This window comes from Flavobacterium sp. GW823-FHT06G12 (assembly GCF_058794775.1).
Window position 1 is genome coordinate 43,326 of the sequence record NZ_JBXAHE010000005.1, and the last position, 14,892, is coordinate 58,217.

Below are 14,892 nucleotides of genomic sequence, written 5' to 3' on the forward strand. Positions count from 1 at the left end.
TGACTTTAAATCTTGATTTTAAACAGCAAATAAACTGCTTATTATAAGCATTATAAAAAAAGTTCTCAACACTACAACGTTTTCGTAAAGAACTATTTTCTTACAAATTAAAATTAAATCAAAAAACATTTACTTTAGATGCGTAATTATCAATTTAGAGCGTCTAAAAATAGTAATATCTACTTTTTTAGAGCTTCAAATTAAAGAATCACAAAGCTCACTATTTAACTTAACCACATCTATTATGAAAAAACCTATTTTAAAATTATGCCTTATTATGGCATTTAGCGGACTATTGTATTCGTGTTCTCAAAATGAAATCAATGAATCGGATGCAAAAGCTGAAAGTCAAAAATTTAAAGTAATTGATGTTACACATCATGACGGAAAACCTTTTAGCACAGGAGTTTCGAGTACTTCTGCAACAGGAAAATATGTTGACAATCCTGGCGGAGGCGTTATGATGCAGGCTTTCTATTGGGATGTTCCATCTGGAGGAAATTGGTGGAATACCGTAAGCAGCAAAGTAACTGCATGGGGAAATGCTGGAATTGGCTCAATTTGGCTTCCACCCGCTTCTAAAGCGCAAAACGGAGCTTTTTCTATGGGGTATGACCCAACAGATTATTTTGATTTTGGAGATTACAACCAAAATGGAAGCACTGAAACAAGATTCGGATCTAAAGCTGAGTTAGTAAGCTTAATTACGGCAGCTCACAATGAAAATATAAAAGTGTATGCCGATATCGTAATCAATCATAATAGTGGAGGGCAATCTGAAGCTAATCCTTTTACTGGAACAAATACTTGGACCAATTTTACAGGAGTAGCATCGGGTAAATTTCCTCGTAACTATAATGATTTTTACAAAAATAGTTATGGAAGCAATGACGAAGGATCTTTTGGAGGTTTTCCAGATTTGTGCCACGCTGCACCAAATGTTCAAAATTGGCTTTGGCTTAGAGCTGATGGTGTTGGTAAGTATTATAAAAACACTATGAAATTTGACGGATGGCGATTTGACTACGTAAAAGGTTTTGGCCCTTGGGTTGTAAATGCTTGGAATGCAAACGTAGGTGGATTTTCTGTTGGAGAATATTGGGATTCTAACGTAAATACGCTTGAATGGTGGGCTAATAATGCAAACAGTTCTGTGTTTGATTTTGCTTGTTACTATAAAATGAATGATGCCTTTGATGGAAACAATTTGGCTTTATTGAATGATGATATGATGTGGAAACGTAATCCGTATAAAGCAGTAACTTTTGTAACCAACCACGATACTGATGAAATTTGGAACAAATTACTAGCCTATTCTTACATCTTAACTCATGAAGGTTATCCAACTATTTTCTACAGAGATTATGAGGAATGGCTAGACAAAAACAAACTAAACAACTTAATTTGGATTCATAACAATAAAGCAACTGGAACAACCTCTATTTTATATTCTGATAATGACGAATATGTTGCAAGAAGAAATGGATACAACGGAAATCCGGGATTGGTAGTTTACATTAACAACTCTGATGTTTGGCAAGAAAGATGGATTCAGACTAACTGGGCAAACACTCAAATTAAAGATTTCACAGGAAACTCAACTTGGTATCCAACTACTCAGGCTGACAAATGGGTAAAAATACAATGTCCTCCAAAAGGATATTCAATTTGGTCAATTAATCAGTAATTTTAAAAATGACTATTTAAGGCTGTTGCAAAACAGCCTTATTTTTTTGTTTTAAAATCCAGTTAGAAGAAAGACTTCCAAATTTAAGAACTGAATATTTTTATAAAGCCGTAATTTAATAGTACTTTTGCAACCTATTTATACGAAATATGAGCTTTTTAAAAGAAATACAACGCAGAAGAACATTTGGAATTATATCGCATCCCGATGCCGGTAAAACGACATTAACAGAGAAATTACTTTTATTTGGAGGTGCAATTCAAGAAGCAGGAGCTGTAAAAAATAACAAAATTAAAAAAGGCGCAACTAGTGACTTTATGGAAATCGAACGCCAAAGAGGTATCTCGGTTTCAACTTCTGTGCTTGCTTTTAATTATAAAGATAAAAAAATCAACATCCTTGATACTCCTGGACACAAGGATTTTGCTGAAGATACATTTAGAACTTTAACTGCTGTTGATAGCGTAATCGTTGTGATTGACGTTGCAAAAGGGGTTGAGGAGCAGACAGAAAAATTAGTTGCTGTTTGTAGAATGCGTAACATTCCAATGATTGTTTTTATCAATAAATTAGACCGTGAAGGTAAAGATGCTTTCGATCTAATGGATGAAGTAGAACAAAAATTAGGCTTAAAAGTAACTCCTTTAAGTTTCCCAATTGGAATGGGTTATGATTTCCAAGGAATTTACAACTTATGGGAAGAAAACATTAACCTTTTCAGCGGAGACAGTCGTAAAAATATCGAAGAAACAATTGCTTTTTCTGATGTGCAAAACAATCCAGAATTAGATAAAATTGTTGGTGAAAAAGCGGCAAATAAACTTCGTGAAGAATTGGAATTGATTGATGAGGTTTATCCAAAATTTGAACGTCAAGATTACTTGGATGGAAAAATCCAGCCCGTATTCTTTGGTTCTGCTTTAAATAATTTTGGAGTTCGCGAGTTGTTAGATTGTTTTATTACAATTGCTCCATCTCCGAGAGCAAAAGATTCTGAAACTCGTACAGTTGAACCTACTGAAGAAAAAATGACTGGATTTGTTTTCAAAATCCACGCTAATATGGATCCAAAACACCGTGACCGTTTAGCTTTTATCAAAATCGTTTCTGGAACTTTCGAAAGAAACAAACCATATTACCACGTTCGCCAAAAGAAAAATTTAAAATTCTCAAGTCCAAATGCCTTTTTCGCAGAGAAAAAAGAAATCGTTGATATTTCTTATCCAGGTGATATTGTAGGTTTGCACGATACTGGAAACTTTAAAATTGGAGATACTCTAACTGAAGGCGAAATCATGAGCTTTAAAGGTATTCCTAGTTTCTCTCCAGAACACTTTAGATACATCAATAATGCTGATCCAATGAAAGCAAAACAATTGGAAAAAGGAGTTGACCAGTTAATGGATGAAGGAGTCGCTCAGTTGTTTACTTTAGAAATGAACAACCGTAAAGTTATCGGAACTGTTGGTGCACTTCAGTATGAGGTAATTCAATACCGTTTGGAGCACGAATACGGAGCAAAATGTACTTACGAGAACTTCCCTGTACACAAAGCATGCTGGGTAAAACCTGACGATGCTAAAAATGAAGAATTTAAAGAGTTTAAACGTATCAAACAAAAATTCCTTGCTCACGATAAGTATGGTCAATTGGTATTCTTAGCAGATTCTGATTTTACAATTCAAATGACGCAAAGCAAATATCCATCTGTAAAACTATACTTTACATCAGAGTTTGATTAAATCTAAACTTTAAATAAATACAAAAAGGCTGTTTAAAATTTTAAACAGCCTTTTTTATTTAGCTTCTCTTTCATACCAGTAAAAAAGTTTACATAAAAAAAGCGCTAATTCTAAAATCAGCGCTTTTTTATAATTTGAATTAAATCAACCTTACTAAGTCATTATATTTCAAAATTTAATCTTTTTTAGGCTATCCCAAATTAAGATAAAACACGGTTGAAACGAAATTTAGTCGACCAAAGTAAATTAAATCAGACAAACTGCATTTTTATTTCTGTATTCCAATAAAAAAGCCCCTTAAAAAAGGGGCTTTAAAATTTATGCTTGTCCAGCAGGACCAAAATTAAGCGGAATTGGCGCTTGTTCCGTTTCTTTGATTTCGCCATGAGCTGCTTCAAATCTGTGGATGTTTTCACCTATTGCTCTTAACAATCTTTTAGCATGTTGTGGTGTCAAGACAATTCTTGACTTTACCTTGGCTTTAGGAATACCCGGCATAATGCTTACAAAATCTAAAACAAACTCTGATGATGAGTGATTGATAATCGCAAGATTAGAATAAATTCCTTCTGCAATTGTTTCGTCTAACTCAATGTTAATTTGCTCTTGTTGTTGTTTCGGATTACTCATAGTTTCCCTAATTAATAAATGTATTCTTCTTTATTAGCCATCATTTCATTGTAATCGTCTTTAGATCCTACGATAGTGTTATCGTATTCTCTCATACCAGTTCCCGCAGGAATTCTGTGTCCAACAATTACATTTTCTTTTAGTCCTTCTAGATCATCTACTTTACCAGCTACTGCAGCTTCATTAAGTACTTTCGTTGTCTCCTGGAATGAAGCCGCAGAAATGAATGATTTAGTCTGTAACGAAGCTCTTGTAATACCTTGAAGAACTGGCGTTGCAGTTGCAGTAATTACGTCTCTTGCTACAACAAGATTTTTATCATTTCGTTTCAATAATGAATTTTCATCACGCAATTCACGAGGTGTAATAATCTGACCTGGTTTCAATACTGAAGAATCTCCAGCATCTTCAACCACTTTCATACCGTATAATTTATCGTTTTGAACGATGAAATCTTTAGTGTGAATTAATTGATCTTCTAAGAATAAAGTATCACCTGGATCCTGAACTCTTACTTTACGCATCATTTGACGAATAACTACCTCAAAGTGCTTGTCATTAATTTTTACCCCTTGTAAACGGTAAACCTCTTGAATCTCATTTACCAAGTACTGTTGAACAGCAGCTGGACCTTGAATTCTTAAGATATCGTCTGGTGTAATTGCACCGTCAGACAATGGAACTCCCGCTCTTACGAAGTCATTTTCTTGTACTAAGATTTGGCTAGAAAGTTTAACTAAATACTTTTTAATCTCACCAAATTTAGATTCGATAACGATCTCACGGTTACCTCTTTTAATTTTTCCGAAAGATACAACACCATCAATTTCAGATACAACTGCTGGGTTTGAAGGGTTACGAGCCTCAAGCAACTCAGTAATTCTTGGTAAACCTCCCGTGATATCGCCCGCTTTAGAAGAACGACGTGGGATTTTCACTAATACTTTACCTGCTTTAATTTTCTCACCGTTTTCAACCATTAAGTGTGCACCTACTGGTAAGTTGTAAGAACGAATCAATTCACCTTCTTTACCATAAACTAATAAAGTTGGGATTAATTTTTTGTTTCTAGCCTCAGAAATTACTTTTTCTTGGAAACCAGTCTGCTCATCGATCTCAACCATGAACGATTGTCCTTGCTCTAAATCCTCGTAAGCAATCTTACCAGTAAACTCAGAAACAATTACACCGTTATATGGATCCCATTTACAGATTACAGTTCCTTTAGCAACAGTATCTCCATCGTTAACAAAAATACTAGATCCGTAAGGAATGTTATGTGTATTTAAAACAATTCCAGTTTTCTCGTCAACCAATTTCAACTCAGTTGAACGTGAAACTACGATATCAACAGAGTTTCCTTCCCCATCTTCTCCTTTAACTGTTTTTAGATCTTCAATTTCAAGTCTACCTGCGAATCTTGTAATAATACTAGACTCTTCAGAGATACCTCCAGCAACCCCTCCAACGTGGAACGTACGAAGTGTCAACTGTGTACCTGGCTCTCCAATAGACTGAGCTGCAATAACTCCGACAGCTTCTCCTCTTTGTGTCATCTTACCAGTAGCTAAGTTTCTACCGTAACATTTCGCACAAATACCTTTCAAAGCTTCACAAGTTAATGGAGATCTAACTTCTACTTTCTCAATTGGAGAAGCTTCGATAGTTCTCATAATTGATTCAGTGATTTGCTCTCCAGATTTAACCATTACTTCGTTAGTAAGAGGGTTAATAACGTCTTGTAATGCAACACGTCCTAAAATTCTCTCTCCTAAAGATTCAACGATTTCCTCATTTTTCTTCAATGCAGCAACTTCAACACCTCTTAAAGTTCCACAATCTTCGATGTTAACAATAACATCTTGAGAAACGTCATGAAGCCTTCTTGTCAAGTAACCAGCATCGGCCGTTTTAAGAGCCGTATCCGCAAGACCTTTACGAGCACCGTGAGTAGAAATGAAGTACTCAAGGATCGAAAGACCTTCCTTAAAGTTAGAAAGAATCGGGTTTTCAATAATCTCACCACCACCAGCAGTAGATTTTTTAGGCTTAGCCATCAAACCACGCATACCAGTTAACTGACGAATCTGTTCCTTAGAACCCCTCGCCCCAGAGTCAAGCATCATATATACAGAGTTGAAACCTTGTTGGTCTTCTCTAATATTTTTCATTGCTAACTCTGTTAACTGAGCATTTGCTGAAGTCCATACGTCAATAACTTGGTTGTAACGCTCGTTATTTGTGATAAGACCCATGTTATAGTTAGTTGAGATACCTTCAACTTGCTCTCTAGCATCTGCAATTAACTTCGTTTTTTGTTCTGGAATTCTAATATCACCTAAAGAGAATGATAAACCTCCTCTAAATGCGAATTTATAACCCATATCTTTCATATTATCCAAGAAAGCTGCCGTTGTAGGTACATCAGTCACACTTAAAATGTGTCCGATAATATCTCTAAGGTTTTTCTTAGTCAATACGTCATTGATATATCCAGCTGCTTCAGGTACTACTTCGTTAAATAATACACGTCCTGCAGTTGTTTGAATAATTTTGTACACTAATTCTCCAGCGTCATTAAAATCTTTTGCTCTAATTTTCACACGAGCATTCAATTCCAATCTTCCTTCGTTTAATGCAATGTTTACTTCTTCAGCAGAATAGAAAGTCAAATCTTGACCTAAAATAATGTGATCTTCTGTAGAAATACGCTCTTTGGTCATATAGTATAGACCCAAGACCATGTCCTGAGAAGGTACAGTAATTGGAGCACCATTTGCAGGGTTCAAGATATTATGAGAAGCCAACATTAATAATTGAGCTTCTAAAATAGCCTCTGGTCCTAATGGTAAGTGAACCGCCATCTGGTCACCATCGAAATCGGCGTTGAAAGCCGTACATACTAATGGGTGTAACTGGATCGCTTTTCCTTCAATTAATTTTGGCTGGAAAGCTTGGATACCAAGTCTGTGCAAAGTAGGAGCACGGTTCAGTAATACTGGGTGTCCTTTAATTACGTTTTCTAAAATATCCCAAACTACTGGCTCTTTTTTGTCAATGATTTTCTTAGCAGATTTTACTGTTTTTACAATACCTCTTTCAATCAATTTACGAATAACGAAAGGTTTGTATAATTCAGAAGCCATATCTTTTGGCAATCCGCACTCATATAATTTTAACTCTGGACCAACAACAATTACTGAACGAGCAGAATAATCCACACGTTTACCAAGTAAGTTTTGACGGAAACGCCCTTGCTTACCTTTTAATGAGTCAGATAATGATTTTAATGGTCTGTTTGATTCTGTTTTAACAGCAGAAGCTTTACGAGTGTTATCAAATAATGAATCTACAGATTCTTGTAACATACGTTTCTCGTTTCTTAAGATAACTTCTGGAGCTTTAATCTCCATTAATCTTTTCAAACGGTTGTTACGGATGATTACACGACGGTATAAGTCGTTCAAATCTGAAGTTGCAAAACGACCTCCATCAAGTGGCACAAGCGGACGTAATTCTGGCGGGATAACTGGAACCACTTTCATAATCATCCATTCTGGACGGTTTTCGCGGTTTTCGTTAGACTCACGGAAAGACTCAACTACTTGTAATCTTTTTAAAGCCTCAGTTTTTCTTTGTTTAGAAGTCTCGTTGTTAGCGCTGTGTCTTAATTCATAAGATAAAGCATCTAAGTCAATACGAGCTAATAAATCCATAATACACTCTGCTCCCATTTTGGCAACAAATTTATTAGGATCTAAATCATCTAAATATTGATTTTCTTGCGGAAGAGTATCTAAAATGTTTAGGTATTCTTCTTCAGTTAAGAAATCTAATCTTTGTAAAGATTCTCCATCTGCATTTTTAGCAATACCAGCTTGGATTACTACGTATCTTTCGTAGTAAATGATCATATCTAATTTCTTAGATGGAAGGCCAAGGATATAACCAATTTTGTTTGGAAGAGAACGGAAGTACCAGATATGAGCAATTGGCACAACAAGGTTGATGTGTCCTACTCTATCACGACGTACTTTTTTCTCAGTAACTTCAACACCACAACGGTCACAGATGATACCTTTGTAACGAATTCTTTTATACTTACCACAAGCACATTCGAAATCTTTTACTGGTCCGAAGATTCTTTCGCAGAAAAGTCCATCACGCTCTGGCTTGTGAGTTCTATAGTTAATAGTTTCTGGCTTTAAAACCTCTCCTCTTGATTCTTTCAAGATAGATTCTGGTGAAGCCAATCCAATAGAAATTTTGTTAAATCTTTTTACTGGATTCTTATCTTTATTATTGTTTCTGTTATTCATCATAGTTTTTACTATTGATTTATTTGCAATTAAAAAATTGAATTTAGATTTATAATCTACTCTTAAAAAGATAAGAGTTAATCATTCAGCTACTACCTCGGGTTACTTCTCTAAACCTCAAATTCTTATTTGAAGCGCTAGTTATAAAATGCCTTGCATTATTATAAAAAATCGGAACGGGTTACGGGTATAAATCTTTAAAAACTTATTATAAATGAGTAATCAGTCCCATTAAAAAATGAGACTGATTCCAAAACTTTTATTATTCTTCCAAACGAAGATCTAAACCTAGACCTTTCAATTCGTGCATTAATACATTGAATGATTCTGGTAAACCTGGTTCTGGCATAGTTTCACCCTTAACGATAGCCTCGTAAGTTTTAGCTCTACCAATAACGTCATCAGACTTAACAGTTAAGATTTCACGTAGTGTACTAGAAGCTCCATAAGCCTCAAGTGCCCAAACCTCCATCTCTCCAAAACGCTGACCTCCAAATTGAGCCTTACCTCCAAGTGGCTGTTGCGTAATCAATGAGTATGGTCCGATAGAACGTGCGTGCATCTTATCATCAACCATGTGTCCTAATTTAAGCATGTAAATTACACCCACAGTTGCTTTTTGTGCAAAACGCTCTCCAGTTCCACCATCATAAAGATAAGTATGTCCGAAACGTGGTACGTTAGCTTCATCAGTCAAAGCATTGATCTCGTCAAGAGAAGCACCGTCGAAAATTGGAGTAGCAAATTTTCTACCCAAGTTCATACCCGCCCATCCAAGAACAGTCTCATAAATCTGACCAATGTTCATACGTGAAGGTACCCCAAGTGGATTCAATACGATATCTACTGGTGTTCCATCTTCTAAGAAAGGCATATCTTCATGACGAACGATTCTAGCAACAATACCTTTGTTACCGTGACGTCCCGCCATTTTATCACCCACTTTTAACTTACGTTTTTTAGCGATATAGATTTTAGCCAATTTCAAGATTCCAGATGGCAATTCATCTCCAACTGTAATAGTGAATTTCTCTCTTCTTAAAGCTCCTTGTAAGTCGTTCAGCTTAATTTTATAGTTATGAATTAAATCATTAACCATTTTATTTGTAGCATCATCAGCAACCCATTGACCTTTACTTAAGTGAGCAAAATCTTCTACTGCGTAAAGCATTTTTTGAGTATATTTTTTACCTTTTGGTAAAACTTCTTCACCCAAATCGTTCATTACACCTTGAGATGTTTTTCCGTTAACGATCAAGAATAATTTCTCAACTAATCTGTCTTTTAATTCAACAAATTTAGTTTCAAACTCCATTTCTAAAGCTCCTAAAGCATCTTTATCTTGAGTACGTTTACGTTTATCTTTTACGGCTCTTGCAAATAATTTTTTGTCAAGAACTACACCATGTAAAGATGGAGAAGCTTTTAATGAAGCATCTTTTACATCACCTGCTTTGTCTCCAAAGATTGCACGAAGCAATTTCTCCTCTGGAGTAGGATCTGATTCACCTTTTGGTGTAATTTTTCCGATCAAAATGTCGCCAGGTTTAACCTCTGCTCCAATTCTAATCATACCGTTTTCATCTAAATCTTTAGTAGCTTCTTCAGAAACGTTAGGAATATCGTTCGTTAATTCTTCGTTTCCTAACTTAGTATCTCTAACCTCTAATGAATAATCATCAACGTGGATAGATGTAAAAATATCATCACGAACTACTTTTTCAGAAATTACAATCGCATCCTCGAAGTTATACCCTTTCCATGGCATGAACGCAACTTTTAAGTTTCTACCTAAAGCTAATTCTCCATTTTGAGTAGCATATCCTTCAGACAATACTTGACCAGGAACAACTCTATCACCTCTTCTTACGATTGGTTTCAAGTTGATACTTGTACCTTGATTGGTTTTTCTAAATTTAATTAAGTTGTACGTTTTCTCATCAGCATCAAAACTTACCATTCTTTCGTCTTCTGTACGATCGTATTTAATAGTAATGATGTTAGCATCTACGTATTCAACAGTACCATGCCCTTCAGCATTGATTAATACTCTTGAATCAGAAGCTACCTGACGCTCTAAACCTGTACCAACAATCGGTGCTTCAGGACGGATCAAAGGAACTGCCTGACGCATCATGTTAGATCCCATCAACGCACGGTTCGCATCATCATGCTCCAAGAAAGGAATCAAAGATGCAGAAATCGAAGCGATCTGGTTAGGAGCAACGTCTGTATAATGAACTACAGATGGTTCAACAACTGGGAAGTCACCTTCCTCACGAGCAATTACATTGCTAGCTGTAATTTTACCAGTTTCATCCATTTCAATGTTTGCCTGAGCAATCATTTTTCCTTCTTCTTCTTCAGCACTTAAGTAAACTGGAGTACTTTCTAAATCAACTACACCATTTGTTACTTTACGATATGGAGTTTCTATGAATCCCATTCCGTTAACTTTTGCATAAACCCCAAGAGATGAAATCAAACCAATGTTTGGTCCCTCAGGAGTTTCAATCGGACATAAACGACCATAGTGAGTATAGTGAACGTCACGAACCTCGAAACCAGCTCTCTCTCTAGAAAGTCCACCTGGTCCAAGTGCAGAAAGTCTTCTTTTGTGTGTAATCTCAGCTAATGGATTCGTTTGATCCATAAATTGAGATAACTGGTTAGTACCAAAGAAAGAGTTGATAACTGATGATAATGTTTTAGCATTAATCAAATCAATTGGTGTAAACACCTCGTTATCTCTAACGTTCATTCTCTCACGAATAGTTCTAGCCATACGTGCTAAACCAACACCGAATTGTTGAGACAATTGTTCACCAACTGTTCTAACACGACGGTTTGATAAGTGGTCGATATCATCAATCTCTGCTTTAGAGTTGATCAATTCGATCAAATATTTAACGATAGTAATGATATCCTCTTTAGTAAGCACTTGCTTATCCATAGGGATATCTAAATCTAATTTTTTGTTCATTCTGTAACGACCAACTTCACCTAAGTTATAACGTTGATCAGAGAAGAACAATTTATCTATAATACCACGAGCAGTTTCCTCATCAGGCGGTTCAGCGTTACGCAACTGACGGTAAATGTGCTCTACAGCTTCTTTTTCAGAGTTTGTTGGATCTTTTTGTAACGTGTTGTGGATAATAGCATAATCTGCTTGGTTATTATCCTCTTTGTGTAACAAAATAGATTTAACGTTAGAATCGATGATCTCTTCAACATTATCTTTGTCGATAATTGTATCACGATCAAGGATGATTTCGTTACGCTCGATAGAAACTACTTCTCCAGTATCCTCATCTACGAAATCCTCGTGCCATGTATTCAATACACGTGCAGCAAGTCTTCTTCCAATATATTTCTTAATACCAGTTTTAGAAACTTTAATTTCTTCAGCTAAGTCGAAAATTTCAAGGATATCCTTATCTCTTTCGAAACCGATAGCACGGAATAAAGTCGTTACAGGTAATTTTTTCTTTCTATCGATATAAGCGTACATTACGCTGTTGATATCTGTAGAGAATTCTATCCAAGAACCTTTAAAAGGAATTACTCTCGCAGAATAAAGTTTAGTTCCATTTGCGTGGAATGACTGTCCAAAGAAAACCCCTGGAGAACGGTGTAATTGAGATACTACAACACGCTCGGCACCATTAATAACAAAAGTACCACTAGGAGTCATGTAAGGAATTGTTCCAAGATAAACATCTTGTACAATAGTTTCAAAATCTTCGTGTTCTGGATCTGTACAGTATAGTTTTAACCTAGCTTTTAAAGGCACACTATAAGTAAGACCTCTCTCTATACATTCTTGAATTGTATAACGTGGAGGATCAACAAAATAATCTAGGAATTCCAATACAAAGTTGTTTCTTGTATCTGTAATTGGGAAGTTTTCCATGAAGGTATTGTATAACCCTTCGTTGCCTCTTTCGTCAGATTTCGTTTCTAATTGAAAGAAATCTTTAAAAGATTTAACCTGAACATCTAAGAAATCTGGATAGTCAGGGATATTTTTTGTAGAGGCAAAATTCAATCTTTCAGTCTGATTTGTTATCATCAATGGACAAAATTTTGATTAAAAAAAAGTAATTTTTGTTTGTGTAAACACACTGTTTAATCTATACTTTCTTATTATAATCAATACATCTTTAAAAATTAATTCTATAAACTAAGTCTAATTTTCTTTCTTCGTATTGATCAAAAACTTTTTCGTATTTTAAACTATGGGATAATAAAACTTAATATATTTTATTATACGAAAAATGGTTTAGGCCTTTGAGTGTTAACTCAAGACCTAAACCTAGTTCTTAAACTGAGTTTAATTATTTAAGCTCAACAGTAGCTCCAGCCTCTTCTAAAGATTTTTTAAGACCTTCAGCCTCTTCTTTAGAAACACCTTCTTTAACGTTGCTTGGTGCACCGTCAACTACATCTTTAGCTTCTTTAAGACCTAAACCAGTTAATTCTTTAACTAATTTTACAACAGCTAATTTAGAAGCTCCTGCATCTTTCAATACAACTGTAAATTCAGTTTGTGCTTCTTCAGCAGCACCGTCTCCTCCACCAGCAGCAACTACTACAGCAGCAGCAGCAGGCTCGATTCCGTACTCATCTTTTAATATTGTTGCTAATTCGTTAACTTCTTTAACTGTTAAGTTAACTAATTGTTCTGCGAATTGTTTCAAATCTGCCATTTTTTCTATCGTTTAAAATGATTTGTGTAAAAAATATAATTTAATTATTGTGCGCTAATTAAGCAGTAAGGAAGTAAACTCCCTTACGATAATTACTCTGCTCCTTCTTCTTCGCTTCCAGCGAATTTGTTTTGTAAAGCAGAAATAATTCTTTGAGCTGGAGATTGTAATAATCCAATGATTTCTCCGATAAGCTCTTCTTTAGATTTAATTGTAGCTAATGCATCTAATTGGTTATCTCCAATATATACTTCAGAATTGATGTAAGCTCCTTTTAAAACTGGTTTATCAGATTTCTTACGGAAATCTTTGATAATTTTTCCAGGTGCGTTAGCAACATCAGAAATAAAGATAGCACTGTTACCTGATAAAACTGTAGGTAAATCACCATAATCATTATCAGAAGCTTCCATTGCTTTTGCAAGCAAAGTGTTCTTTACAACTTCTAATTTGATACCTGCTTTGAAACAAGCTCTACGTAAGTTTGAAGTTGTCTCTGCGTTTAAACCAGAAATATCAGAAATGTAAATGATATTTGTACCAGCTAACTGCGCAGTTAAATTTTCAATCGCGATTGATTTTTCTTCTCTAGTCATACTAAAAATTTTTAACTACCAATTATACTGCTTTTGGGTCTAATGCGATAGCAGGACTCATTGTGCTTGTAAGGTGAATACCTTTGATGTATGTACCTTTAGCAGCAGTTGGCTTAAGTTTTATTAATGTTTGAATAATTTCGTGTGCGTTGTCAACAATCTGCTCAGCTCCAAAAGAAACTTTACCGATTCCTGCGTGTACGATACCAGTTTTATCAACTTTAAAGTCGATTTTACCAGCTTTAACTTCTTGAACAGCTTTAGCAACATCCATAGTTACAGTACCTGTTTTAGGGTTTGGCATTAAACCTCTAGGTCCTAAAATACGACCTAATGGACCTAATTTACCCATAACAGCAGGCATAGTAATGATCACATCAACATCTGTCCAACCGTCTTTAATTTTTTGTAAGTAATCGTCAAGACCAACGTGATCTGCTCCAGCTTCTCTAGCTTCCGCTTCTTTATCTGGAGTAACCAATGCTAATACTTTAACGTCTTTTCCTGTTCCGTGAGGTAAAGTAACTACACCTCTAACCATTTGATTCGCTTTTCTTGGATCAACACCCAAACGAACTGCGATATCAACAGACTCATCAAATTTTGCAGAAGCAACAACTTTAATTAATGCAGCAGCATCTTTTAAAGAGTATAATTTGTTCTTTTCAATTTTTGAAGCAGCCTCTTTTTGCTTTTTTGTTAATTTTGCCATTTCTTTTTCTTAATTAAAAAGGAGCATCTCCTGATACAGTTATACCCATAGATCTAGCTGTTCCAGCAACCATACTCATAGCTTTCTCAATTGTGAAAGCGTTTAAGTCTGGCATTTTGTCTTCAGCAATAGTTCTAATTTGTTCCCAAGTAACGCTTGCTACTTTTTTACGATTAGGCTCACCAGAACCAGATTTTAGCTTTGCAGCTTCCATTAACTGAACTGCTGCTGGAGGAGTCTTAACAACAAAATCAAATGATTTGTCTTTGTACACAGTGATTTGCACTGGACAAATTTTGCCAGGTTTATCTTGAGTTCTAGCATTAAATTGCTTACAGAACTCCATGATGTTTACCCCAGCAGCTCCTAAAGCAGGTCCAACCGGTGGCGACGGGTTCGCAGCACCTCCCTTAACTTGTAGTTTAACTACCTTACTAATTTCTTTAGCCATTTTTAAAAAATTTTACACTGTAATCAATGGAAGCGATTACAAT

At 35.4% G+C, this 14,892-nt stretch carries 9 protein-coding genes; 2 read left to right on the plus strand and 7 right to left on the minus strand.

Annotated features, from left to right (window positions below; translation table 11 throughout):
- The first annotated feature begins 244 nt into the window (after positions 1–244).
- Entirely contained in the window at positions 245–1,687 is a 1,443-nt protein-coding gene (locus tag AC1Q5Z_RS18575) for an alpha-amylase (RefSeq protein WP_492446324.1), read from the plus strand.
- A 149-nt stretch (positions 1,688–1,836) separates the two neighbouring features.
- Positions 1,837–3,429, plus strand: a complete 1,593-nt coding sequence (locus AC1Q5Z_RS18580; RefSeq protein ID WP_160781177.1) for a peptide chain release factor 3 — start codon at positions 1,837–1,839, stop codon at positions 3,427–3,429.
- Between the two features lie 318 nt (positions 3,430–3,747).
- On the opposite strand, the gene AC1Q5Z_RS18585 is transcribed toward AC1Q5Z_RS18580, so the two are convergent.
- The 7 genes from AC1Q5Z_RS18585 to rplK all read right to left on the minus strand — a co-directional run bounded on the left by AC1Q5Z_RS18585 (position 3,748) and on the right by rplK (position 14,849).
- Complete coding sequence (locus AC1Q5Z_RS18585; RefSeq protein ID WP_012024017.1) at positions 3,748–4,059, minus strand: DUF3467 domain-containing protein; 312 nt, start codon at positions 4,057–4,059, stop codon at positions 3,748–3,750.
- 11 nt (positions 4,060–4,070) lie between these two features.
- The gene (gene rpoC / locus AC1Q5Z_RS18590; RefSeq protein WP_345157485.1) at positions 4,071–8,381 is read right to left on the minus strand and encodes a DNA-directed RNA polymerase subunit beta'; all 4,311 of its coding nucleotides are present in this window, start codon (positions 8,379–8,381) and stop codon (positions 4,071–4,073) included.
- 259 nt (positions 8,382–8,640) lie between these two features.
- Positions 8,641–12,453, minus strand: a complete 3,813-nt coding sequence (gene rpoB, locus AC1Q5Z_RS18595) for a DNA-directed RNA polymerase subunit beta (protein ID WP_177210640.1) — start codon at positions 12,451–12,453, stop codon at positions 8,641–8,643.
- 265 nt (positions 12,454–12,718) lie between these two features.
- Positions 12,719–13,090: a 50S ribosomal protein L7/L12 gene (gene rplL, locus AC1Q5Z_RS18600; RefSeq protein ID WP_008466917.1), complete on the minus strand. Its 372-nt coding sequence runs from the start codon at positions 13,088–13,090 to the stop codon at positions 12,719–12,721.
- A 92-nt stretch (positions 13,091–13,182) separates the two neighbouring features.
- Entirely contained in the window at positions 13,183–13,686 is a 504-nt protein-coding gene (gene rplJ / locus AC1Q5Z_RS18605) for a 50S ribosomal protein L10 (protein ID WP_091492767.1), read from the minus strand.
- A gap of 22 nt (positions 13,687–13,708) precedes the next feature.
- Positions 13,709–14,398 carry a 50S ribosomal protein L1 gene (gene rplA / locus AC1Q5Z_RS18610; RefSeq protein ID WP_025572415.1) on the minus strand — a complete coding sequence of 230 codons (690 nt, stop codon included), beginning with the start codon at positions 14,396–14,398 and terminating at the stop codon, positions 13,709–13,711.
- A gap of 13 nt (positions 14,399–14,411) precedes the next feature.
- Positions 14,412–14,849 (minus strand): 50S ribosomal protein L11, encoded by a 438-nt coding sequence (gene rplK / locus AC1Q5Z_RS18615; RefSeq protein WP_008466923.1) that lies wholly within the window; start codon positions 14,847–14,849, stop codon positions 14,412–14,414.
- Positions 14,850–14,892: the final 43 nt, after the last annotated feature.